Source organism: Niabella insulisoli, assembly GCF_039652435.2.
GTDB lineage: Bacteria > Bacteroidota > Bacteroidia > Chitinophagales > Chitinophagaceae > Niabella > Niabella insulamsoli.
The window spans coordinates 294,333-318,944 of record NZ_CP190246.1; the positions used below are offsets into that span (position 1 = coordinate 294,333).

General features: G+C 45.3%; 22 protein-coding genes, 1 tRNA gene and 1 pseudogene. 7 read left to right on the forward strand and 17 right to left on the reverse strand.

The window, feature by feature from the left end; genetic code table 11:
- The first annotated feature begins 186 nt into the window (after window positions 1-186).
- Window positions 187-2,883: a family 78 glycoside hydrolase catalytic domain gene (locus ABDK00_RS01170; protein WP_346237675.1), complete on the forward strand. Its 2,697-nt coding sequence runs from the start codon at window positions 187-189 to the stop codon at window positions 2,881-2,883.
- Window positions 2,884-2,959: 76 nt separating this feature from the next.
- Here the strand turns inward: ABDK00_RS01170 and ABDK00_RS01175 are convergent, their stop codons facing one another.
- The 4 genes from ABDK00_RS01175 to ABDK00_RS01190 form a co-directional block, all read right to left on the reverse strand.
- Complete coding sequence (locus tag ABDK00_RS01175) at window positions 2,960-6,778, reverse strand: TIM-barrel domain-containing protein (protein WP_346237676.1); 3,819 nt, start codon at window positions 6,776-6,778, stop codon at window positions 2,960-2,962.
- Window positions 6,779-7,424: 646 nt separating this feature from the next.
- Window positions 7,425-7,919 (reverse strand): nuclear transport factor 2 family protein, encoded by a 495-nt coding sequence (locus ABDK00_RS01180; RefSeq protein WP_346237677.1) that lies wholly within the window; start codon window positions 7,917-7,919, stop codon window positions 7,425-7,427.
- Window positions 7,920-8,001: 82 nt separating this feature from the next.
- A complete protein-coding gene (locus tag ABDK00_RS01185; RefSeq protein WP_346237678.1) occupies window positions 8,002-10,173 on the reverse strand; it encodes a PspC domain-containing protein in 2,172 nt (723 codons plus the stop codon).
- A gap of 136 nt (window positions 10,174-10,309) precedes the next feature.
- Window positions 10,310-10,642, reverse strand: a complete 333-nt coding sequence (locus ABDK00_RS01190; protein ID WP_346237679.1) for a PadR family transcriptional regulator — start codon at window positions 10,640-10,642, stop codon at window positions 10,310-10,312.
- Window positions 10,643-10,912: 270 nt separating this feature from the next.
- On the opposite strand from ABDK00_RS01190, the gene ABDK00_RS01195 reads away from it, so the two are divergent.
- Together ABDK00_RS01195 and ABDK00_RS01200 are read left to right on the forward strand one after the other, a co-directional pair.
- Window positions 10,913-11,887: a D-glycerate dehydrogenase gene (locus ABDK00_RS01195; protein ID WP_346237680.1), complete on the forward strand. Its 975-nt coding sequence runs from the start codon at window positions 10,913-10,915 to the stop codon at window positions 11,885-11,887.
- Between the two features lie 7 nt (window positions 11,888-11,894).
- On the forward strand, window positions 11,895-12,608 hold the full coding sequence (locus ABDK00_RS01200; RefSeq protein ID WP_346237681.1) for a YceH family protein: 714 nt from the start codon (window positions 11,895-11,897) through the stop codon (window positions 12,606-12,608).
- Between the two features lie 144 nt (window positions 12,609-12,752).
- On the opposite strand, the gene ABDK00_RS01205 is transcribed toward ABDK00_RS01200, so the two are convergent.
- Window positions 12,753-13,979 carry a glycoside hydrolase family 10 protein gene (locus ABDK00_RS01205; RefSeq protein ID WP_346237682.1) on the reverse strand — a complete coding sequence of 409 codons (1,227 nt, stop codon included), beginning with the start codon at window positions 13,977-13,979 and terminating at the stop codon, window positions 12,753-12,755.
- A 31-nt stretch (window positions 13,980-14,010) separates the two neighbouring features.
- A complete protein-coding gene (locus tag ABDK00_RS01210; RefSeq protein ID WP_346237683.1) occupies window positions 14,011-14,466 on the reverse strand; it encodes a MarR family transcriptional regulator in 456 nt (151 codons plus the stop codon).
- Between the two features lie 210 nt (window positions 14,467-14,676).
- Here ABDK00_RS01210 and ABDK00_RS01215 point away from each other — a divergent pair, with 210 nt between their 5' ends.
- From ABDK00_RS01215 to ABDK00_RS01225, 3 genes are all read left to right on the forward strand, one after another.
- Window positions 14,677-15,573 (forward strand): aldo/keto reductase, encoded by an 897-nt coding sequence (locus ABDK00_RS01215; RefSeq protein ID WP_346237684.1) that lies wholly within the window; start codon window positions 14,677-14,679, stop codon window positions 15,571-15,573.
- A gap of 72 nt (window positions 15,574-15,645) precedes the next feature.
- A tRNA-Asn gene (locus tag ABDK00_RS01220) sits at window positions 15,646-15,719 on the forward strand.
- A gap of 119 nt (window positions 15,720-15,838) precedes the next feature.
- Window positions 15,839-16,903 carry an HNH endonuclease signature motif containing protein gene (locus ABDK00_RS01225; protein ID WP_346237685.1) on the forward strand — a complete coding sequence of 355 codons (1,065 nt, stop codon included), beginning with the start codon at window positions 15,839-15,841 and terminating at the stop codon, window positions 16,901-16,903.
- 60 nt (window positions 16,904-16,963) lie between these two features.
- Here the strand turns inward: ABDK00_RS01225 and ABDK00_RS01230 are convergent, their stop codons facing one another.
- The 6 genes from ABDK00_RS01230 to ABDK00_RS01255 form a co-directional block, all read right to left on the reverse strand.
- Window positions 16,964-17,551 carry a hypothetical protein gene (locus tag ABDK00_RS01230; protein ID WP_346237686.1) on the reverse strand — a complete coding sequence of 196 codons (588 nt, stop codon included), beginning with the start codon at window positions 17,549-17,551 and terminating at the stop codon, window positions 16,964-16,966.
- 86 nt (window positions 17,552-17,637) lie between these two features.
- Entirely contained in the window at window positions 17,638-17,844 is a 207-nt protein-coding gene (locus ABDK00_RS01235; RefSeq protein ID WP_346237687.1) for a hypothetical protein, read from the reverse strand.
- 10 nt (window positions 17,845-17,854) lie between these two features.
- The gene (locus ABDK00_RS01240; RefSeq protein WP_346237688.1) at window positions 17,855-18,103 is read right to left on the reverse strand and encodes a hypothetical protein; all 249 of its coding nucleotides are present in this window, start codon (window positions 18,101-18,103) and stop codon (window positions 17,855-17,857) included.
- Window positions 18,104-18,152: 49 nt separating this feature from the next.
- Window positions 18,153-18,563 (reverse strand): hypothetical protein, encoded by a 411-nt coding sequence (locus ABDK00_RS01245; protein WP_346237689.1) that lies wholly within the window; start codon window positions 18,561-18,563, stop codon window positions 18,153-18,155.
- Between the two features lie 44 nt (window positions 18,564-18,607).
- The gene (locus ABDK00_RS01250; protein WP_346237690.1) at window positions 18,608-19,663 is read right to left on the reverse strand and encodes a glycoside hydrolase family 43 protein; all 1,056 of its coding nucleotides are present in this window, start codon (window positions 19,661-19,663) and stop codon (window positions 18,608-18,610) included.
- 92 nt (window positions 19,664-19,755) lie between these two features.
- Window positions 19,756-20,007: a hypothetical protein gene (locus ABDK00_RS01255; RefSeq protein WP_346237691.1), complete on the reverse strand. Its 252-nt coding sequence runs from the start codon at window positions 20,005-20,007 to the stop codon at window positions 19,756-19,758.
- Window positions 20,008-20,339: 332 nt separating this feature from the next.
- Here ABDK00_RS01255 and ABDK00_RS01260 point away from each other — a divergent pair, with 332 nt between their 5' ends.
- A complete protein-coding gene (locus tag ABDK00_RS01260; RefSeq protein WP_346237692.1) occupies window positions 20,340-20,573 on the forward strand; it encodes a hypothetical protein in 234 nt (77 codons plus the stop codon).
- 112 nt (window positions 20,574-20,685) lie between these two features.
- Here the strand turns inward: ABDK00_RS01260 and ABDK00_RS01265 are convergent.
- The 5 genes and pseudogenes from ABDK00_RS01265 to ABDK00_RS01285 form a co-directional block, all read right to left on the reverse strand.
- Window positions 20,686-21,758: pseudogene (locus ABDK00_RS01265) on the reverse strand (IS3 family transposase); the annotation flags it as partial.
- Between the two features lie 161 nt (window positions 21,759-21,919).
- Window positions 21,920-22,357, reverse strand: a complete 438-nt coding sequence (locus ABDK00_RS01270; RefSeq protein ID WP_346237693.1) for a hypothetical protein — start codon at window positions 22,355-22,357, stop codon at window positions 21,920-21,922.
- Between the two features lie 7 nt (window positions 22,358-22,364).
- A complete protein-coding gene (gene cas6 / locus ABDK00_RS01275) occupies window positions 22,365-23,024 on the reverse strand; it encodes a CRISPR-associated endoribonuclease Cas6 (RefSeq protein ID WP_346237694.1) in 660 nt (219 codons plus the stop codon).
- On the reverse strand, window positions 23,008-23,553 hold the full coding sequence (locus ABDK00_RS01280) for a hypothetical protein (RefSeq protein WP_346237695.1): 546 nt from the start codon (window positions 23,551-23,553) through the stop codon (window positions 23,008-23,010). The genes cas6 and ABDK00_RS01280 overlap by 17 nt, the downstream gene beginning before the upstream one ends.
- A 257-nt stretch (window positions 23,554-23,810) precedes the next feature.
- Window positions 23,811-24,590, reverse strand: coding sequence for a DUF3823 domain-containing protein (locus ABDK00_RS01285; RefSeq protein ID WP_346237696.1), 780 nt, complete (start codon window positions 24,588-24,590; stop codon window positions 23,811-23,813).
- Window positions 24,591-24,612: the final 22 nt, after the last annotated feature.

The following is a 24,612-nucleotide window of genomic DNA, read 5'->3' on the forward strand; positions in this document are numbered from 1 at the left end:
TCATTAGATACTGATAACCTGTTATGCAGGGTGGTAAGCAAGGCAAAAGCATGATGGCCTATGCATGACAGCACAGGACGGTTTGCTTATATATTAAAGTATATTAGTGCTTTAGCTTTGCCAGTCTGTTTTTTTTGATAACAGATTCCAAAAATAGCTCCTCATTCTAAATCTCAACATCTTAAAATGAAGTACACTTTTCTTTTGCTTGCCTTTTGTGCCGGATTTTCAATCGCTCAGGCGCAACTATCGGTCCGTTCGCTTTTGACCGAGAACGAGCCCAACCCGATTGGCATCGCAGCCAAGCAACCCCGCTTTAGCTGGCAACTTCAAAGCGCGCAGCGCAACACGCTACAGACGGCCTATGAGATTAAAGTAACCAATGGAAAAAAAACGGCCTGGAATTCGGGAAAAGTAAATAGCGATTCGTCGGTGCATGTCGTGTACAAGGGCAGCCCGTTGGTTAGTAATGAAAAATACCAATGGCAGGTACGTGTTTGGGATAGCCATGGCAAAAGTTCGGGATGGAGCAGCCCCTCCTCATTTCAAATGGGTTTGCTTAGCCCGTCTGACTGGAAGGCAAAATGGATTGAATCGGGCCTGCCGGAAGACCCGGAATACAGGCCCAGCCAGCTTTTCAGAAAAACATTCACCAGCGCAAAAAAAATCAGGACAGCCACAGCCTATATCACAGCCCATGGTATGTATGAAGCATATTTAAACGGGCAACGTATTGGCGATGCCTGGCTGACGCCGGGATGGACTTCCTATAAAAAGAGATTGCAATATCAGGCGTATGATGTAACGGATCTGCTACGACAAGGCGCTAATACACTCGGCGCTGAGCTGGGTAATGGCTGGTATCGCAGCGTACTGGGCTGGCGAAACAATGGCAATATCTATGGGAAAACCCTCGCGTTGCTCCTGCAGCTGCATATCGTTTACACCGACGGCACCACAACTGTTATTGCAACCGATCAAAGCTGGAAGTCTGAAACCGGCGCCATCGTTTATTCGCAAATCTATAATGGCGAAATCATCGACGCCAGAAAAGAAAAAGCCAACTGGGCGGCCAATGGCTACGATGATGCAGACTGGGCTGCGGTTAAAGTAAAGAATGAAGCGCTTGATAACATTATCAACACCGTTAACGAGCCCGTTAAAAAGCAGGAGGTATTTAAACCAGTGCGTGTTTTCCGGACACCAGCCGGCGAGCAGGTTATCGATTTCGGACAGAACCTCGTGGGCTGGGTTCAAATGAAAGTAGCAGGAAAAGCAGGCGATTCAATCACTTTGTCGCACGCGGAAGTGCTCGATAAAAAAGGCAATTTTTACACTGAAAACCTGCGCTCGGCCAAGGCACAGAATACCTATATTTTGAAAGGTGGTGGCGAGGAAACCTTCCATCCTCATTTTACCTGGCAGGGCTTCAGGTATGTAAAAGTTGAAGGCTACCCGGGAACTCTGAATCCTGATCATTTTGAGGCTGTAGCCTTATATTCCGATATGCCCGAAACCGGCTCCTTTACAAGCTCCAAAAAGTTAATTAATCAGTTGCAACACAATATTCAGTGGGGGCAAAAAGGCAACTTCCTCGATGTGCCGACTGATTGCCCGCAGCGCGATGAACGACTGGGCTGGACGGGGGATGCGCAGGCTTTTGCAAGAACGGCTTCTTTCAACATGAACGTCAACAACTTTTTTGCCAAGTGGCTGCAGGATGTGGAGGCGGATCAAATCAACGGACTGGTGCCGCATGTCATTCCAAACGTGCTGGGCGATGCCGGCAATAGCGCCGGGTGGGCTGATGTTGCTACGATCGTTCCGTGGACGATGTACCTGGCTTATGGCGACAAAAGAATTTTAGAAGCGCAGTATCACAGTATGAAAACTTTTGTGGAAAGTGTGCGACGCACGACCAAAAATGATTTATGGAACACGACCTGGCATTATGGCGATTGGTTGTTTTACCGGCCTTTCGATGATAATGACGGCCGCAGCGCCGTAACTGACAAGCATTTGATAGCGCAGTGCTTTTATGCCAACTCCGTTCAATTGATGATCAATGCAGCCACAGTTTTGGGCCGCAGTGAAGATGTTAGCATGTATAGCAACCTGCTTCCAAAAATAAAGGAAGCCTTTAACAAAGAATATGTAACCCCCACCGGCCGGTTGGTTTCCGGAACACAAACGGCCTATGTGCTGGCCCTGCATTTTGATATGTTGTCGGAAGCATTGCGCGAGCAGGCTGCGGAGCGCCTGGCCGAGAATGTGAAAAGCTACGGAAATCATCTGACGACTGGCTTTTTGGGAACGCCGTATCTCTGCCATGTGCTCACCCGTTACGGATACAACGATGTAGCGTATAAATTACTGCTACAGGATAGTTATCCCTCGTGGTTATATCCCGTGAAAATGGGCGCCACAACCATTTGGGAAAGATGGGACGGCATGAAGCCCGACAGCACTTTTCAAACGCCGGGTATGAATTCTTTTAACCATTATGCTTATGGTGCGATCGGCGACTGGATGTACAGAAAAATGGTTGGAATCGATACCTACTCAGAAGCGCCGGGTTACAAACATATTCTGGTAAAACCACATCCGGGCGGCGGCTTTAAACAGGCGAAAGCGAGCCTTAAAACCTATTACGGAATATTGAGTAATGAATGGAACATGGATAGTTTGAGCTTTTCCATGGAAACCGAAATACCAGCCAATACCAGGGCTACCATTTATATCCCGGCCAGCGCCGCAGAAAATATTACCGAAAGTGGAAAGCCTTTAAGCAACGCAGATGGGCTGTCGGTGGTAGGAAAGGAAACGGATTATATTAAAATAGAAGCCGGTTCCGGCCGGTATGCGTTCAAAGTAAAAAAATAAAACGGTACTGTTCAGTTCAACGTATAAAAAAGCCCGGAGTTATTACGCTCCGGGCTTTTTTGTGGATTTTTTTGTTTTAAAAGTGCCGTTCATTCAGTTGCGGATCCACCAAAATGCCATCTTTCAACTTCAAATCAAATGTCAAATCTTTCCTGGCTTTAAGCCGTATGATCATTAAAGGCATATTACCCTTTAAAAGCGGTTTGTTACCAAGATTGACGAAAGTAGGATACAACGCCTTGCTGCCATTGGTATGCAGCCTGTCATAAGTCAGGTTTTCCATTTCACCGGCCTGAAGCTTTTCAACGCCGGCATATTCATACTCCGATGCATTGTAGGGTAGCGCGAAGCTGAACGCATTTACAGCTGAGAGGTTCACGCCGCTCACCGTGATCTTAATCGTCTCGCCCGCTTTATAGGCTGATTTATCCGCTGTCAGCACGAGATGCCCATTCAAAAGCGCAATCGAATCGCTCCGAATACCGCCCTCGAGCTGAGTGGCAACCTGCGAAATATCGAAGGCATCAATAAGGCCGTTTTTGTTGATATCGCCATTGCTAATATAACCTTCAAAGTCACCGTCGCCTTTCCGTAGCCCCGTGTAGTTGGTGTACGAAGTGAGGTCGTTTTGGTCGATCTTATTATCGTTATTGATATCTCCGGGAATATAGCTGGCACTGCCCGGAACTTTAAATACATAAATTTCCCTGCCCGACCCAAAATGGCCGGAACCCGCTGTAACACTAAGTTTGATATATTTTGCAGACGGATGTTGGGCAAACAAAATTTCTTTTATTTCATTATCCCGGTTCCAACGGATGCTATCTGCAAAAATCCAATCTTTTCGGTTCATGCTATAATAAACCGCGCCGCTAGTGATAACGCCATTATAACCGCTGGAGCGCGGCAGGTATTGCATTTTATCTAATTGATTTACTGATTTCAAGTCCATCACGAGTTCGAACGGAATGGCATTCACCCCGTATTTCGTATGCCAGGTATTGCTTTCATCAAAATCAAACAATTTTTTGACACCCTCGCCGCCCTGCGAGGCCGCAGAACTGTAGCCGGTAATACCTTTAATAGCGAACTGCAAGGGGTCGATCCTGGTTGTTGCGCTGATATTTACCCAGTCAGAATAACCGGATTTATTGGCGGCGCGAAGCTTGAAATGATACTCTTTTTCTGCCTGTAATTCGTCAAACTCAAAAGCAGTGTCTTTAATATGCGAGTAAAGCATATCGTCAAATTCGATTTCATAAAAATCTGCATGCCTGGCGCCGCTCCATGACGGCTTGAGCCTAAACGCTTTGATGTTAGTATCTACAACCTGAGCGTTGATGGGCGCCAGAAGATTGCCGCTTGTTTTTTTAAACTGGTTCGGGATTGAGAAAACATATTTTTTGATCCTTATCCTGATATCATTTTTTGTAATATCTGTCTTGGCCAGTTTGATGAGCAGCTGAGGGTTTTTGACCATCTTTACCTTTTCAAAATCACTTCCCGGCGTCGGGAAAAGATTCAAATTGGGCTGCGCATCATAATAGTAAGCGTTGGCCTGGCCTGAAAGCGCTTCTTTGGTTGGCACAGATTTCAGTTTGACCCGCTTGCCGCCCACCCACGCTGTGATCTTTCCGGCCGGCTGCGACAGGTTGATCTTCAACAGTGTTTCCTTGTTTTTCTCAAAGCCATCAAAATTCCCTGTGGATCGGGCAATAGCAATAGAGGGTTGATTTTTCCGATCCAGATGAACGGACAGGGTAGTGGAAACGCCCTCGCCGCTTTCATATTTTTCTGTTAAACCGTCGTCGTCGTAGCTGGTGAAAGTGGCATTTGCAGAAGGATATATTTCGTAAATACGCAAGCTTTTATTGATTTGCGAAGGGTTGTTGTTGGCGTTTACCATTGGGATAATCGCGCCGGGCTTTACAAATACCGGCAGTTTCCAAACAGGCGCCTCAAAGAAATTAATAATACGGCTGCCCTCGTATTGTTCGCCGGTAAAGTAATCGATCCATGTCCCCTCGGGCAAATAAATGCCGTGGCGCAGATCATTACCCTGCTCGTCCGATTTTGTATTTTGATAAATGGGCGCTACCAGAAAATAAGGGCCATACATAAACTGATATTTGGTAGCAGTGCTTAATGTGTATTTGTTCGCCGATTCAAGAAACATGGCCCTGATGGCCGGTAGCCCGTCAACAGCTTCTTTGGAAATTGAATAGCTGTAAGGCAATAGCTGCGATTTAAGTTTTAGGTAATTCCTGTTAATGGAAGTAGCAGGCTCACCTAAAGCCTGCGGATATTTGGGATTAGCGCCCCATCCGTCCATGTTCAGTTGCATGGGCGTAAATGTTTTCCATTGAAAATCCCGGATATTAACTGAGGTGTTTTTCCCTCCGAAAATGCCATCCATGTCGGAAGTGATATTAGGCTGGCCCGAGAGCCCTGATCCAATATAAGTGGGGATGTGAAAGCGGATATATTCCCATTGTCCGCCGGTTTGATCGCCGGTCCAAATGCCGGCAAAGCGCTGTGTGCCCGCCCATCCGTCTAAAGAAATAATAAAAGGCCGCGCATTGTTGCCATAGTCGGTTGTGATTTTAGCGACGTCCGCAACGCCGTTCAATCCAAACGAATAACCGGCTCCTACCCAGGCCACATCTGTTTTAAGCACGCGCACGCCAGCGTCCCTTACTTCTTTTAAAATATCGCGCTGCAATAGCGCGCTGATGCCTTTTTTAGGATGAAGGTCACTCTGCGTCCATAAGCCAATTTCAACCCCCTTTTTTCTGGCATAGTCGCCGAAGTTTTTCAGGTTAAGAATATTGCTGTCGAGCGTGCCGGTTTGTCCGTAACCCGCGCCATATCCGTCATTCGGGAGAATCCATCCCAGCGGCATATCGGCGTTTTGATACCGGTCGATCACTGCCCTGGCTGAAAATTGATGATTGTTTTTTAAGCCGTTTAAAGATTCTTTAATGCCCCCGTTATCTTTCTGGCTTTCTTTATATTTTTTGCCATCTTCGAAAAGGATGCCGCTGGTATCTTCTTTCCAATAGTCGCGGTTATAAGCGTTGAGATGGCCTTCATAGAAAGCAAATTTCGGCAGCAAAACCGGGTGGCCGGTGAGCTGATAGAAATCGTTTAGCAGCGCCACCGCTCCGCTGTCGATCATGAAAAAAACATCGAAGTAGCTGGTCTCGTGATAAAGTTGAACAAGGTTTTTTTGTGCTGCGCCAAAATCATATTTACCTTTTTTGAAGGTGTACCACATCAAACCATAACCCCCGGTGCTCCAGTAAAAGGGCGTGGGCGAGGCAACGCCACCATCCGTCCAGCTATTCTGGTTTTCGATCGATATACTTTTTCCTTTGTGAGAGAAGCGGCCATTTTGAACGCCGCCACCAAAAAAGTATTCGTCATCGCTGGCTTTGAGCTGGAGGGAAGCCTGGTTTTTTTCAAGGCTAATAGGCTGAACACTTTCCACAACTGTGTTTCCGGTGCGCAGGTCTATAATTTTAAATAATCCATTTTCTTTTTCAAAAACGATTTTTATGTTTTTACCGGAAATGGAAATTTGTCCGCCGCGATCTTCGAGCTGTATGGGGCTTGCTGCTTTTCGCGGCTGGCTTACCAGTATTTGTGCGGCTGGTTTGGCTTCGGGGTCGCGAAATGTTTTGCCCACGCTATCCATCAGCAACCTGAATATATTATCCCCATAAAAATCGATAAGCATGTGCTGGTGGCCGCTCAGTGTTAGTTCTATTTTATGCGAGGCTATCGCTTTTGCTCCCGTAATTGTAAAGGCATTTTGGGCGATTGATACGGTTTGAAATGCGAAACACAAAAGCAAAAGGCCAAAGGCTTTTTGAGTACGATCGTTAAACATCATGACGAAAAACATTATGGTTTGAATGTTTACAAAAGTAGGCAAAGCCTTACGGGGGCTTATCAATCTGCACAATCGTATGCGCAAGAGCTTATAACCGGACCTTGCGGGTTATCAGATGAATTGATTATTTTTATAATAATAATTAATCCACCATAATTTTAGCAGCTATGGAAACAAAACAACTGCTTTATCTGGCCGTGGGCCTGCTATGCAGCCCAGCCGTTCAGGCTCAAAATGTAAATGAAAATTTTAGCCTAGCGCAGTTTCTTCTTCCCAGCAGAGTCTCACCCGGAATCGTGTGAGTTGGCTGTGGACGCAGCGTTTAGAATGGATGCTACGCGCCGAGTCCCTTTCAGAAAACTCAGCGGATAAGGAAATTTGAAACTACAGTCAAACTAGAAATTGGTTATGGAATATTTATTTTGAAGAGTCTTAAAAGAAACAGAGGAAATTGGATAACCGAAGGCATTATGTTGTTTAGCAGAAGCAGTTTTTTCTTCCCAGCCGAGTCTCACCAGGAATCTTGTGAGTTGGCTGTGGACGCGGCGTTTAGAATGGACGCTACACGCCGAGTCCCTTTCAGGAGACTCAGCTGAGAAGGAAGCAACACCTATTTTCTAAAAAAAGTTATATAAGCAGCGAAGCCTTATCTGGCAGTCGGAGATGAATGATGATAGTAACTTAAAACTCTTTTAAGATGCCAATGGTTTTGCTCTATAATCCAGAGGTGTACAAACTTCGCTTCTCCAGCATATTTTCTGGCTTGCCCCTCCATTACGTAAAACCGATGGTCGCCCTGTTGGATAGCGCCATATAGAATACCTTCTTTATACATCGGAAAAACCTGTAGACTACTATCGACAAGTTCCCGGAACAGTTTATTTTTTTGACCGCATATATTAGTTCGTACACTTTCAATAAATACAGTTTTGCCATATTCGACGCCCCCTCTATCATGATAAAATTCAATGTCATCGCTTATTAAAGTATCATATGGGCCCATATTACATTGATTAAATCCGACGTTGAAAATCAGGCTATCCCTTGTTTTTAATGTTGCAAATAGGGCTGTTGAGCGATCTTCCTGTGCTTGAAGTGTTATAGATATAAAAGCAAGTAAACCAACACCTATTTTTTTCATGGCTGTCCGCTTTTTGTTTATTAAGCTAATCATATGCTCCGCCATGGTCTGTATCCCAAGAACCATAAAAACGGAAAATATTTTATTGCTCCAATCGTTTTTTTAACGCGTCGATTTCTCGCTGCTTCTTTTCGAGTTCCTCCATGATTTGTTTTTTGCTGTCGCTTTGCGAGGGACTTTCATTAAAGCGATATACGGCTGAATCAGTTTGTATTGTCGTTCCCGGCGCGGGCGGAGCGGGTGGCGCCGGAGGCGCAGCCGGAGTCGACGACGTACTGTCATCTTCCCATCGATAAGTGGAGCCGTTAGCTTCCGTGGTTGTGGAAGTCTGGTTTTCCAGGTCTTCATCGCTTTTCAGGCTGCCATCACTTTGCATCGTATAGTCCGTGTTGGAACGATAAGTGCGCAGGCGATGCGTGATATGGCGCGAGCTTCTTACCCTTCGGCCACCATTGTTAAACGCGATGTCGATCGTGCTCAATTTTTTGTAGACCGTTTCATCAATGTTGATTTTACGTCCCGTGGGAACCGCTATCAACACCAATACGTTCTGAGCTCTGTATTTACTGGTTTTATCGATCGTGAAACCTGCCGGCAGATCGAGTATGCTATCGACCGCACTGACCGTGTAATTTATTTTTTGAGCGCGCGCCAGCGCTTCGGCATCAGTTTTTCCCATTGATTGTTTTACAACGGTTACATGGTAAAGGCTGTCTTCACTTTTCGTAAAATCCAGTTGCACATGAGAAATGCTCAAGGTATCTTCCGTGATATTAAAGCCATCCAGGTCGTTGTCGCTTTCTTTCATCCATCCAAAATTTCCCTCATAAAAGAGTTCGGGCTCGCTGACGCGGATCAGCAGCTTGCCATTGGAAGGTTGCTGCAGGGCCACCTGGTCTTCCACCGACTCGTATCTTTTGAAATCCGCCGAGATGCTGGCCAGGAAAAACATCAGGCAAACCCAGCCGATCGCCCACAAACCTCCAAAGGTCCAGTTGAGGTAGTTACCCGGCGTGCGAACGCTGAGAATACGCCGCACCAGCCAAATCACCAGGCCCACAATGGGCGCGCCAATAAACAGGATTAATGTCGCCCAGCCCAGCATTTGCTGTGTTTCGCTGGTCCATAAAAAATTATTGAGCGGCGCGAAAGCAAAGCCGCTGAAAAGCACCGTGAGAAAGACGGCGAGCAGCGATACGGCAATGATGCCGCCAATCACCACGAAGATGGCTTTAAAGATCATAGCAAACACATAGCCGATCCCGCGGTTTTGCTTGGGTGGCACGTAGTGAAATTTCCGTTCAAAACTGCCGCTCTGGGATTTGCCCCATTCGCTCGCTTTTTTACCAATATTTTCTGCAGATTCCTGCACTTCCTGCCCCCAGCTTTTGAGGCGTTGGTTCATATCGTTCAACGAACTTTGCACATTTTGTTTAATCGTGTTTACATCGATTTGCTCGCCCCTCATTTCCATTTTCTGATAGGGCGTAAGCGCTTCCGGCAATACGATCCATAAGACGATATAAATAAAGATGAAAGTGCCGGTGAGCCCATTGAATATTAAATTTGGAAAAAAGCCGAAACTGTGGCCTCCAAAAAGATCAACGCCTTTGATAATGCTGATGATGAGCGGAAACGCCATGATTCCCCTGATCGTGTTGGCGTTGATATTGAAATAAGCGCTCATGCCGCCCGCTACGCCGCCAAACCACTTGTTTTCAGGATCGCGAAACATTCTTTTGCCCTTGTACACTTCTATGTTGCGAGCGGGAAGGAAAATCCAAAGCGCGATATAAATCAGAATACCTGTTCCAAAACCGCCGAAGGAAACGATGGCAAACAGTACCCGAACCACGGTGGGGTCGATATTCAGCCAGTTGGCAATGCCGCTACAAACGCCGCCCAGCATTTTATTATTCGCATCGCGATACAGGCGACGCTTCTCATTTATGGTGAAATTTGGGTTATAGCCTTCAGCGCCGGCGCTATCTTGGGCCGCAAAGTCTTCCGGACGGCCCATGGTGGCCATCATTTCATCAACATCGGCAGGGGTAATATGCGGCGCACCCTTTCTGATTTTGTCCTGCATCAGCTCGGCGAAGCGCGCTTCGATATCCGCCACAATCTCGTCGCGGCCCTCTTCGTTTTTGAAGTAGTCGCGCAGGCTTTGCGTGTAGGCCAAAACTTTCTCATACGCCGCCTCTTCAATAGCGATGGTTCTGCCGCCTAATGTGATGTTGATTATTTGTTTCATTCGTATATGTTTTATGTTTTGATGGGTCGAATGCCCGCCTGAACTTTCGGGCAGGCAACTTATCAGTTATAAAATTTTCATGCCCTTGTGATAACAATGAAAATTTTATAATGAACGTTTCATCTCTTTGGTTTTTTTAATTTGAAGCAACCGTTAACGTATGCACAGCGCCCGAAAGCTCTTCCCAGGTTTGCCGCAACTCCTGGTAGAAGCTTTGTCCTTTTTCGGTAAGCGAAAAATATTTTCTCGGGGGCCCGCCTGTACTTTCTTCCCAGCGATAGGTAATCATTTCCGCATTTTTTAACCGCGTTAGTAAAGGATATAAGGTTCCTTCAAGAATCTGCATACCGGCAGCCTTCATTTCCTCGGCCATATCGCTGGGGTAGGCCTCACTTCTTTTGATGATGGACAGGATGCAATATTCTAAAATCCCTTTCCGCATCTGGCTTTGTGTATTCTCAATATTCATTGACGCTTGCTAATAAACACAAAGATATCGGCAGTAGTAGGTAGTTGGCAATACAAAGTACTGTGCGAGGCATTGAAAACTCGGTTAATGGCGGAAAAGGGCCGGTGAACGCGGCGCGGCTGACTGGTCTATCTGCATTTTGCTATCCGGAATCGCCTCCGCGGCCATGCTTAAAATACTTATATTTAAATTTTTAAGGAAATGGGATAATAGGGGACGATTGCCGCCGACGGGCTGGCATCTGACCAGAAAAATAAAACCTATCAACAAATGAAAGTTTTTATCACAAAACAGATACCTGAAGTTGGTGTGCAGCGAATGGAGGCCGCCGGCCATGAAGTGGTGGTTTATGACGGGGAGCAGCCTTTGTCGCAGGAAGCGCTCATTGAAACCTGTCAGCGCTTTGACGCGCTGGTGAGCGCCGGTTTTAATAAAATCGATCGTCATTTTTTAAATGCCTGTAAACATTTGAAGGTGGTGTCGCTTTTTTCTGTTGGCTACGACAGCGTTGATCTTAATGCGGCTACGCAACTTAAAATTCCTGTGGGCAATACGCCCCATGTGCTCAGCAAGGCTACCGCCGATATTGCGTTTTTGTTAATGCTGAATGTCAGCCGGAAGGCATTTTTCAACTATAAGAAAATCCTTGACGGTAAATGGAAAGGTTTTGAACCTGTGGCAGACCTTGGCCAGGAGCTATATGGAAAAACGCTGGGCGTATTTGGCCTGGGCGATATTGGATTTGAAATGGCTAAAAAGTGCCGTGCGGCTTTCGATATGGATATCATCTATCATAACCGAAAACCCAACGCCCGGGCTGAAGCGCAGCTCGGCGCCAGGTACGTCAGTTTTGACGCCTTGTTAGCGCAAAGCGATGTGTTGAGCGTGCATGCAAATTTTTCAGATCAAACCAAAGGTATTTTTGACAAAGCCGCGTTTGCAAAAATGAAACCCTCGTCTATCTTTATTAATACCGCACGGGGCGGCATGCACGATGAGGCGGATTTAAAAGACGCGCTTGACGCCGGAACGATTTGGGGCGCCGGGCTTGATGTCACAAATCCTGAGCCCATGGATAAAGAAAACCCGCTTATGCTGATGCCCAATGTTTGTGTGTTGCCACATATAGGCTCGGCGACAAAAGAGGCCAGGGAGGGGATGGCTATGATGGCGGCAGATAACGTGATCGCGGCACTGAAAGGAGACCGGCTGCCTACGATTGTAAATGCTGATATTTATTTGTAAAAACGAAATGGATACAAAACAGTTTATAAGTTTAAAAGTAAATGATACGATGAACGACGCATCCACCAACGAGCCGGCAGCCCTGCCGGTTTTAGACCAGGAAGAAATAAGAGTTTTGGGGGCTTTGATCGAAAAATCAAAGGCTACACCCGAATATTATCCCATGACCTTAAACGCACTTACGGCGGCCTGCAATCAAAAAACTTCACGCCACCCTGTGGTTAACTATGATGAGCAAACGGTGTCGCTTTGTCTCGACCGGTTGAAACGCAGGAGCCTGGCTGCCACGGTTACCGGCGGCACCAGTAGGGTAGTGAAATATAAACACAATATTGCGCTCAACTATCAGCTTACGCCTGATGAACTGGCCGTGTTGTGTTTGCTTTTTTTGAGGGGGCCTTTGACGCCCGGGGAGATCAATAGCAGTTCGGGCCGCTTATATGCGTTTGACGACCTGAAGGAAGTAACGGAGGTGCTCGAAAAGCTGGCTGCTGCGCCGGTTCCCTTTGTAAAGCAACTGGAGCGGCAGCCGGGCCAGAAAGAAGCGCGGTATGTGCATTTGTTTGGCGATGCGAACGAGTTGGCAGCGGATTTTTTGCAACAACAACCAGAGCATGCCACAGGCAATCCTGATTTGGAAGCCAGGCTGGCCGCGGTTGAAGAGGAGCTTGCAACGCTAAAAGCCGATTTTGATAGGTTGATGAAAGAGCTGATGGGATGATTCCTCAACAGCGTGCCGTTTATAAAACTGATGATTGGTAATCGGGTCAATAAAGTGATTGCGACGTCCGCCCACGGAACAGCCTGCCTGCGGTAGGCAGGGCCGGCAAGGACTTTTCCCTATATTGTGTTGCTGGTATGAAAATTAATTCCAGGCCGGTCTTTTAGGCAGCCAGGGCATCATGGGAATTTTAGCCGGCAAACGATAGTAATTATTTCTCAGGGAGTCGTTCCACCCGTTGGGGTTACTTTTAAATACGCGGCTGCTGTAATAAACGCTTCCTTCGATGCCCGGCGTGAATCTCGCGATTTTTATTTGGTCGGGGAGTTGCGTGGTTTTCTTCCAGTTGGCGCTGTTTTCCAGTGCGCGGTAAATGCCGTGGCCGATATAGACATGTCGTCCAAAACTGTGTTCGGCCCACCAGCCCACCATTTTTTCGTAGGGGATGAGGTGATCATTGATTTCGCGGTATAACTGAGGCGTCACATAATCGATCCAGCCTTTGCGAAGCCAAAGCAGAATGTCGGCGTATAAATCATCGTAGTTGGTGAGGCCGCCTTTCGAATCGCTTCCCTGTGTGTCGTCTTTCAAATTGCGCCATACGCTGAAGGGGCTGATGCCAAACTTTACATAGGGCTTGGTTTCTTTAATGGCGATGTTGATGTATTTGATAATTGAATCCACGTTGCTGCGCCGCCAGTCTCCCTTACTTAAAGAGGTACCCGAGCGCTGATACGCATAGTCGTCGGGGAAGATTTTTCCGGGGATGGGATAAGGATAGAAGTAATCATCCATATGGATGGCGTCAATATCGTAGCGGCGAACAATGTCTTTAATCACATTGATAACGAATTGTTGTACCTGCACATTGGAAGGATTGAAATATTTGGTCGTGCCATAAGTAAGAAACCAGTCGGGATGCTTACGCATGATATGATCGGAAGAAATAGAAGACCTGCCTACTGTAAATTCGGCGCGGTAAGGGTTTAACCAGGCATGAAATTCCATGCCTCTTTTGTGCGCTTCCTGAATCATGAAGGCCAAAGGGTCGTAAAAAGGAACAGGCGCTTTGCCCTGGGTGCCCGTCAGCCACTGGCTCCAGGGTTCGTAGGGAGAGGGATAAAATGCGTCGCCGGCGGGGCGAATTTGTACGATAACAGCGTTTAGTCCATTTCTTTGGTGCAGATCGAGCTGGCGTATAAAATCTGCCTTTTGTGCTTCCACGCTGGCACGCTGCGGTGGCCAGTCGATGTTCATAACGGTGGCAATCCAAACGCCCCGAAATTCATATTGTGGCTGCGCATAAGCAGCATTTACGAAGCAAACAATACTAAGGACCAACGCAAGGAAAAGGGGCTTGAAATTTCGCATAGGCGCAAAAATAGCTATCTTCTATTAATTGCTATGGCCTTGCATGCATTTTATCAAGCAGGTCGCTAACGGTCGCTGCTTCCTTCTCGCTGATCTTACTCAGGAATTGGGCCAGCTGTTGATCGATGTCGTCAATTTTTCGAAGCAGGGATAAACCTTTTTCTGAAATACGGACGTCAACCATGCGGTTGTCGGTGCGATTCGTTTTTTTGGTGACCAGTTTTTTGATCAGGAGGCGGTCCACTATCCGGCTGGTATCGCTCATTTTGTCGATCAGGCGTTCCCTAATTTGCAGCGTTGACAGGGGTTGGGGGCGGCTTCCTCTCAAAATGCGCAGAATATTGTATTGTTGCATGGTGAGGTCGTGTTTACTAAGCCGTTTTTTCAAAAAGTCTTCGAGCCACCTGGTGCTGTAAATCAGGTTGAATGCGAGTTTCTCATAAGCGCTTGAGAATTTACTTTGTTTGATTTCTTCCTCGATAGTCATAGGTCTGTAATTTTGATGAGTATTCCGTATAAATGTGTATTAAATATAGATATTTTTATACATATATAGCACTAAAAACGTTAAAATAGTAGCCAAAAAATGCCGGGAAAATTCACGTTTAAACATCCATAAGGGATATGCCGCAATGGTTGTGGGCTCATAGTTATGGAGCTTACGAACTTTGGCTACAATCGCAAAAAATGCTTAAAAATGAATTTAGATGTTTTGGGTAACGGAGCTTTGAAAATTTCGGAAATAGGATTTGGCTGCATGTCGTTGTCAAAAGCACATGTTGATCAGTGCGAGGCCATGATATCGATGGCGGTCGAACGCGGCATTAATTTTTTCGACACGGCGGACCTTTATGATAAAGGCGCCAATGAACAACTGATCGGCCGGCTGCTAAAGCCTGTCCGGCATCAGATTGTTTTGGCGACCAAAGTAGGCAATCAATGGCGGCCGGATGGCAGCGGCTGGGACTGGAATCCGCGGGCTGCCTACATAGAAGCTGCGGTGGACAAAAGCCTGCAGCGGCTTCAAACCGATTATATCGATCTTTACCAGCTGCACGGCGGGACGATTGAAGATGATATCGAGGATACGATTGCAGCATTCGAACGCCTGGTGGAGCAGGGTAAAATCAGGTATTATGGTATTTCGAGTATTCGGCCGAATGTGATCCGCAAGTATGTGGAGCTATCTAACATGCAAAGCGTCATGATGCAATACAGCTTGTTGGACCGCAGGCCGGAGGAGGAGGCTTTGAACCTTTTACAATCAAATAAAAAAGGCGTGTTGGTAAGAGGCGCTTTGGCGCAGGGCCTGCTGATCGACAAACCTGCGAAAGCGTATTTGGGGTACGGAGCGGGCGAGGTGGCGGCGTTGCAGGAGCGGCTGGCGGAGTGGTGCCCAACTGATGCAGAAAAAATAGCGCTGGCCTTGGATTATGTGTTGCGCCACGACGCGGTATCGGCCGCCGTTATTGGCTTTCGAACGCCAGAACAGCTGGAGCAAGTGCTCAACGCCTATGCTTCCAAAATCAGCGCGGGAGCAATGGAGGCGGCCGCGGCAGTGCTTCCTGCCCTGGCCTATACCGACCATCGGTAAAAATTTTTTTAAAAGAGATTGCAAAAAATAAAGAAAACCCTTATTTTTGCGCTCCCGTAAAGGGCATTATATTCCTCCTTAGCTCAGTTGGTTAGAGCATCTGACTGTTAATCAGAGGGTCGCTGGTTCAAGTCCAGCAGGGGGAGCTTACTAAAAAGGTTGAAACTCAATACAGATAAGGGTTTCAGCCTTTTTTTATGCTTTCAGAGTAACAACATAGTAACATGAAAGTGAAAATCCGGAGAAATTTGAGTTATTTTATCAAATGTCGACTTATTTAAATTATGGCATTGATATCGAGCTATCTAATAAGCTAAAGTCATTAGGACTTCCTAAAACTACCTTTGAAAAAACGTCATATAAAAACTTATTAGATAAGTATAAGTTGACGGAAGACGAAATTCGTCAAATAAAGAACGCTATTACGAGGCAACCTATAGAGCCGGAAGTAATTGACGCTTTACTTAATAACTCCAATTACACGTGTTGTGCTTGCAGAGGAACTAAAGGTGACTCTTATATCATTCATCATATAGTAGAGCATAGTAAAACACAAGACAATACCTATAATAATCTGGCGGTCCTATGCCCAACATGTCACGACTTAGCACACAGGAAAGGGCCGGGGCTTACAATGAAATTAACCCCAAATCAAATTGTAAAGGCAAAAAAAAGGTGGGAAAAATTTGTGCAATCCCAAAACCTTGAAAGAGCTGCACGGACCGGCAATATCCATGAGATTGACTTTATTAACTATCCAAGAATACTTGAATTATATACAGAACTTTTTAAGGAGTTGCCTCAAACTCAATATTCCGATTATTTAACGATTGAAGGATTTTTGGACATTGCTGGCTCGGTAAATCCCAAACAGTTAGAAACGTCAAATATTAATTTGCAAGCACCTTTGAGATTTCATTCCTGCCAAGGGTCAACAGCCATAATTCAGCACTATTATGAAGCATTCAAAAGAATTATCAATCATCTAAATTTTGTTGACTTAGATACCATACTTAATAGCTCATCGGTTAAGACCGGTATAGTAGGTAAATATTGTTGTTATGTTGGAGGCCTTTACTGCAAAAGTCTGACAAAACGAATGGAGGCGGCATCAGAAGTTTTTGTTTTTCACTTTGTAAAAAAAGGATTTCAGGGCAAATTCCTTGCGGATTCTAAATTCTTTTGCTCAAATTCTTCATTGTGCAGGACAAGCGAGAGGGGAAAATATATGGTTTTTGGCAAGGTTAGAAATGTGGATTTCGCTGTAAATAAAAAAAGGGAAAAAAATCACTACTTTAGATATAAGACCGTACTGCATGGGCCTACCTAAAATTACAAAAGCCGTCCAAACTCCGTTTGCAGAAAAATGGATTCTTAAAAATGATCTGGATTAACTTAAAAATAACTTTTCTAACCCCCCGGCTGGCAGCCGTTCTATAACCTGCATTTTCTTCGTCAACTTTAAATATCGTTTTGTGGGCTTTCCAGCATAGAAATTTTTGAAGTATGGCTTATTTAATTCCTTTAAAATTCTATCGCCGTCATAGTAAGGGGAAAAATGCTTTTCAAGTTGCCTGTATTTTTTGCTTTGGGTTTGGCTTGCATACATACAATTTGTAAAAGCTAACCGGTGGTAAAAATAAGTGTTAGCCAAAAAAAGCTTTCTGCATAGCTTGCCGGTATGTGGGCAACAGAAAAACCAAACACTACCTTTCCCTAAATTGGATGGTTTCAGAATGAGGGGAACACGATAATTTACCGGCTTATCATTCCAGCTATAATCAAATTCAATGTAACGGCCTGAAACTCGGGTACAAACCTTAATAGAAATACGACCGGTGTTTTCTCCGTTCCTGCTCCATGCAATTGTACCAGCTTTAATCTGCTCCGGCTGTAAATAGCCATGCTGTTTTAGAAAACTTATTTCAATGGTTTTTAAATCACCATATAAGGTAGGGAAAGTGGGAAACTTAGCCATATTTGCCGCTTTTTTGCCGTTTTACAATGCAAGTCTATTATTATCATTCAATAAATGAAACCTAAATTATTAGGGAACACACCAATTTAATCTTTAATCCAATTAAAATCGTTGGGGTGTATCTGTTCAATTTTAGGTGCAATGAACGGGAGCAACTTACAAAGTACATCCAGCTTTTCTTTTGCCTCCAGTTCCTCAAATAGTTTGGGGAGTTTCTGCATTTCTGCCATAACCAGTTTGGTTAAGGTTTCCCGTATTTCATTTGCTTTTAACTTATCTTTTTCCAGTACCATAGTTTAAATTTTATCTGAAATATTTTACTGCTTCTTTTATTTTACTGTCCAGTTCCAGCACCAAATCACTTTCTTTGGTTTGCAGCTTTAAGCTGGCAGATTGGTTAACCAATGTTTTTAAATCATGTGCCTGTTTTTTGGTTAGGTGTTTGGTCTTATAGCGTTCATTTATGTTTTGCAAAGCGGCCATTTTACCGCCCTGCATTTCAACCAAAGAAAGCACGCCTAACATTTTCATTTGTTCTTTTGTGGTTATCATATCCATGTTTATTTTAAAGGTTTTCTGCTTTTGAATATTCTGGTAATCTTTATGCCAGCGACTTCATCAGCACAATGCCGGGGTTTTGATCCCAGCCATTTTTTACAGTAAACATATCGGTGGCGGTCAAATAGAATGTTTGGCCATCGGCGCCGCGTAAGATATGAGGGTCGCGAATGCCGCCGGTCTGCGAAATCTGATCGGCGGGAATAATGGGCTGATTTTGATTTAAAGCATACCAGTGGGAGCCATTTTCACTTATGGCCAATCGCAGCTGCTCCTGCTTATTGCTCAAACCGGTGCCTTCGAAATACGCAAAAAGGTATCCGGCAAAATCCGGTTTATCAGATTGGGCATAGGCCCCGCTGATGGCCAGCGCGCCTACGGCAGCCAACATATAATTTTTTAAAATGAAGCTGCCTGGCTGCTTTGTGATAGGCCGGTGAGTCCTGTTTTTCATGATAAATAGGGATGTCTTTTTTTGAGAAAATTGAGTTTAGTTTTTTAGAAATGCATATCCAGTTTCCATTGGTCGGCGAGGCGCTGCGCCTCTTTTTGCGTCAGGTGGATAACGGCGCCATGTTTGGGAGCAGAGAAATTCGTTGCCTTCATGACGCCTTTGTTTAGATGACCGAGGTTGGTGAAATTTTTGAAATCGGAGGTTTCGGCGAATCCAAAATTGTGTGGCCTGATGCTGAAAATATCATACATTAAAACCCATCGCTGCTCGCCAATGCGTTTAAAAACATTTGGCGCTTCGCAGGAGCCGGGTTCAAAATCGACCTGGTCGGGCTGGTATCGATAATTGCTGTTGATGCTGGGCGAAAAAGCCATTTTAATGCCTCCCGGATTTTCCTGCGCAACATACATCATGCAGAACCGGCCATCAGGCAGGCGGGTAATATCGGCATCGAGAATTTGTCGGCTACTGTCAGGATAATCGAACAGCAGCTGAGGGCGCGAGCTGAGCTTTGTAAACATTTTATCTGTGTAGGCATAATACAGTTGGGTTTTGCCGTGCCCCAGCCGCATGGTAAAATAGATCATAATCTTTTGCGCATTATGATCATAGATCAGCTCGGGCGCCCAGGCGCAGCCAATATTCAGGTCGGGAAAAGCCTTGTCCATATCCAGAGCGGTATGGCTCCAGTTGATCAGGTCTTTGGATTTCATCAGCACGAAGCCGCGGTTATTGCCCCAGTCATAAAGCTCCAGCGGGCGTTCCCAATCTGTGGTGCGGTAGCCTTTTTGTTTACCAAAAATATGGAGATCGGTCATGGCCATATAAAAAAAGCCGTCATTGCCCCTCATCATATAGGGGTCGCGAATGCCCTTTTGCTGCGCGATGGTGTCGCCGCCAATCACCGGGCGGCCCTCGTTGACATCTGTAAAAACATAGCCGTCGCGGCTCAATGCAAAGTGCACACTATGCGTATCATCTTTAAAATATACCATCAGGTAGGCGCTCATCGCCGTTTCCGGCGTTGCCGTTGGCTGCGCGGCCGCTGTGGAGGCCCAGCAGGCGCCGATCAACCATGCGAGAAGTAGTTTTATTTTCATTTTTTGTGGATGTTTTTAAAAAAATATTTATCGGATCACAAAGCCGCCCTCCGGCACTATTTTTATGGTGATCCTGCCGTGTTGAGGTATCCTTATTTCGGAAAGCGCCCGGGTTTGCTTTGCCGTAGTTGTAGGCCCGCGGTAAAATCGCCTAAGGTGGTTACTAAGCCCAGCGGTGCGGCCTCCATAAAATTTTGATGATGATACGACACGCGATAGGCCAGCTTGCCGTTGGCAACGGATAGCATTACCACCAATTTTGCATAAGGGCTCAAAACTGTTAGTTCCTGCGCGGTGCTGCAGCAGGCAATCGCTATGGCGACTATTGATAAAAGCCATTTCATACGCTCGTGTTAGGTTTTATGATGGGCCTTGCCATCGTGTTTTTTAGGTTTTCAAACCTGCAGCAGGGCTTGGGCATATATAGCCTCCCGCTCTTCAGCAATCGTCATTATCGGAAGGGCCTGCGCTGCCTGCCCGGCATAAATGTAAGCACAAATTAATAATTGTCAAAAAAACAATTGTATGGAGGCGGGATGGTGAGGAGTAAATAGTGAATAGGGAATGGGGAATGGGTGGGTTGCGGGGTGAGGGTTTGACCTGGCATTAGTGTTTGCGTTGCTTGATTTTGATTGTATGTTGGTGGGATTAAAAGAGATTTACCGATTAAAGTGTTTTGAACAATAGCCAATTTCAGTTCCATGTTGGTGCGATTAAAAGAGAATGGCTCGAAACCATTAAGGCCGAAGCTCAGGAATTTCAATTCCATGTTGGTGCGATTAAAGGCTACGCCTCCGGCTATAACGCTATTTCTGTTAATAATTTCAATTCCATGTTGGTGCGATTAAAGGACGCGGGTGTTATTAATGACGCTGTAAGCTCCCCATATTTTAGTGCCACTGTTAGTTAGAGTTTTCAAATGTAATATTCTTTTCATTTTGTACCGCTTTATCCACTACCGGCTTCGCTTCAATATGTAAAGGGTTTCCGCTTGCCGGTGTGGATAAAGCTGATGTTTTCATCTGCTGATACTTAATGGAAGAAAGATAACCCAGCGATTTGTGGGGTCGTTCGGTATTGTAATCCAGCCTCCATTCTTCGCACTTTTCCCGCACTTCATTTAAACTGTAAAACAGGTATGCGTTCAACAATTCGCGCCTTATACTCCCGTTTTTTCGTTCTATAAAAGCGTTTTGCATCGGCCTGCCAGGCTGAATAAATTGTAATGATATCGGTTTGCTTTTTTCGCTACACCATTGCTCAAGTTTATGAGATATAAATTCAGGACCGTTATCACAACGAATAGTAGCCGGTATGCCTCTGTGATTGATCAGCCTCTCCAGTACTCTTATCACGCGTAACGAGGGCAGCGATGTATCTACTTCAATAGCTAACGATTCCCTGTTAAAATCGTCTATAACATTGAATAAGCGATATCTGCGTCCATCTACAAGACTATCACTCATGAAGTCGATACTCCATACTTGATTAGGCCCTGTAGGCACTTCCAGGGGCTGCTTTACCCGTTCAGGCAATCGGCGTTTAGCTCTGCGGCGTATGTTGAGCTTCATATCTGTGTATACCCGATAAATTCGTTTATGATTCCACCAATGACCTTTATTCCAAAGCCGGTAACAACATTGCCAAAAGCCAATTGCAACATGTTTTGTTGTAAGATCAGTTAATGCGTTTTGTAGCGCTGTGTCATCTTTAAGTTTTGCTTTATACTGATAGCTGGTTCGGGATAGGCTGATCAGTTTACACGCCTTGCGGTTACTTAGCTGTCCATCTATCGTAAGACATTCAACAGCTTCCCTTTTCTCCTGAGACGTTAAAACTTTTTTTCTATCAATATTTTCATCGCACGATTCTCCAAACTCATCTCTGCAAACATCTTCTTTAACTCGGCATTTTCCTTCTCCAGTTCCCGCATCCTGGTCACATCTTTGACTTCCATACCTCCATATTTCGCTTTCCAGTTGTAAAAAGTGGCATCACTGATACCTATCTCACGACAGATATCCTTAACTGCTATGCCGCCTTCCTGTTTCTTGATTGCTGCCACGATCTGGCTCTCTGTAAATTTCCTTTTCATTGCTATTTAAAGTTTAAAGTTAACAAACTCATTCCGTGTTAACTCTAACTGCACCGGCCGAATTTATGGGGAGCTTACAGTTTCGTGAATGATCTTTTGGCGCGCGTCATAGAAATCAATTTTGCCAAACAGCGTCACTTGTTGAAACCGGGCTTCAAGATCTAATTCTGCATGTTTTTCATTGCGACAGGCATCAGAATATCTTCGTTCCTGCAAAGACAAATATGTTGTACAAAAGCTTTTTCGGCATCTTCTTTTGTCAGAAATGCCAAATGCAAAACAGGTTCTAACAGAATACCTCTAATTAAAATTGCAGTAGGTCTTTCAAAAAGAATTTGCTTCCCCTTTTTTGTTGAATTCCAGCCACGGGTCTGGATTACTTCTTGTTGCTGGCTAATCTGTGTGTAAGACAATCTGTGTCCCAGAATCCTTCTAATCCCTCTCTCATCCAACAATTCAGGAAATAATTTTTTCTCTATTCCTTCTACGATACTCGGTGTCAAAAATTGTTGAGAAAATGTCTCACTATCACGTACCGCCGTCCAAGGCTTTATAAAGCCAAACGGGCCTGAATATTTTACTATATATAATTTATTCATTGTAAAATTATTTTACGCTTCCAAAACCAATGCCTGTGCTATTACCCAAACCAACCGCCCACGCGAACGCAATTTGTTCCCGGCTTCCCTTTATAATTATGGGTGCCAAAGATGTCTTATTCTTTATTCCCTTATAGTTAACCAATTTAGTTTGAGGAAAGGCATAGCTTTTGTCTAATTCGATACCCATATCATCAGTATCTAATCCTACTAACTGAAGTTTACTTTTTATATTTTCCATCAAAAGCGTTTCGAAGTCTTCTTCCAAATAAGTTACGTGCCTTGTCCTTTCACCTTCCCGTTTACGAATCAAAATCGGGCTATTCAGAAAGAACCTTTCTTCATTAGAGAATTCAGGCACTTCCCTTATCTGGATATCAATTACTCTTGAACCACAAAACATTTCGGGATCTTTAAGAATGCCTTTGACAACTTGCTTAATTAATGTATCATCATAAGCGCTAATGAAAAAATAAGCGTCACGATTGAGGTTGATTCCATTTTTATTCGCAACTGTATTCTGCAACCACGAAAAAGAATATAAACTTCTCTTTCCATGTTCCTGATTCTTCTCGCCAATCCACTTGTGCACTACACCAGTAAGCATATGTTGATAATTGAATGGTATAAGTTCCGTATTCTTTGACAATTTAATATAGAGTCTCATCTGATGGATTTTTATTATAAAGTGCTTGTTTATTTTTAAAATGGGTGCAATTACCAGTGTTGCCATAATGCCCCCTGTCATTTTGCAGGCCGGCAACTACCGGAGATAGCGGTTTGGCTATAACATTTACGATTTCATTTTGATGATGTTCCTGCAAAGGATCGGGTAAGCGCTCCACCGATTTAACCGCAAAACTTACCTTCGACTTCCTGTCAGCGATCTCGATCGACTCACTTTGGAAAAGGCCTTTCACAAAACTTTCCATAGCCTGCGGCAACTGGAAGCCTATCTGGAAGCTGGCTTCAGATCCTGTTAATCGTAATCTGTCTCCGTCTCTTTTAAAAGGAACCTGTACGTCCGAAAAGCTAAAAAATTTAAAACCTTTACCATAACCACTTTCGTGTAAAAACGTAGCATACGCAGCATCTCCCTTGGCCAGGATGCGATAAAGCGCCGCCGATAAAGGGTAGGCGTAATTGATCGGAATAGCTCCGGTATGAAGCGCAGTTAATTGTATGGAAAATCTCATATGGTTTCGCTTAAGCATAAATATACACCAGATTGCAATACAACACAAGCAATAGCCTGCTGTCGCTGCAATAATACTGGTTTAATGCGTCGGGTATAACGGGAAAATTCCCCTGGCCGGGCTTATCATATTCCTTTGAACATGTGACAACGTTGCCCCTCTGAAACGCGCTACCAACCGCGCCCCTACTATAAACGCCGGCCACTTCCTGCAACAACAGGAGAGGGCCGGCGTGGCGATACGATAAAATAGGGTCCTTAGCGGATCACGAAAACATCTGAAAAATTCATTTCATTAAAGCCTAAGGTTTTTACCGCGATGCGTGCAAACAAATGCGGGTGCGGCGTAAAGGTCGTCGCGCTCAGGCCATAGCTCAGGCGCAGGGGCTGAGAGAGGTCTACCGCGGCGCCCGGCAAGCTGCCGTTGGGGTCGGGGTTTTGCTGGTTGGAGGGGTTCACATTGATCAGGTTGTCCACGAGCTGGGTTTTGCCGATCACCAGGAACACCCGCTCCAATTGGCGGTTGTCCATTTGCTTATGAAGCCGGAAGCTGGCTTTCAACGAATCGTTGACGATGGAAAACGCCACATCGCTGAAACTAAAATAAGGCACCACCGGCACATCAACCGTCGTCGCGCCATTCACTTTCACCGGTATCGTGTCCGTATTATTCTCCCAGGGGCCATTGCCCGATACCCGGATCAGCTGGTAGTCGCCGTCGAATAATAGGGAAGAAAAACTGCCGTCCTGCTTAACGTTTACGTTGATGGGGTTGCTGAGTTCATAGCCCGGCTGATATAGCTGGATGACGTTGATGCCCTGCCGTATAAAAACCGGCTCGCCGTTGAATGTCAGCCGCCCGGTAAGCGGCGCCGAAGGCGCGTCGTAATTATCTTTTTCGCAGCCGCCCAGCGCCATGAAGAGCAGGGCGCAGAGGGGCAGCAACCATTGCATCCGCTTGTTTTTTAGCGCGCCGCCCGGAGCCGGTTGGCCGTTGTTCAACCTTGTTCTTAAAAAATAAATCCTGCTTCGTTTCATGTGATAATCTTTTAGGAGTTTC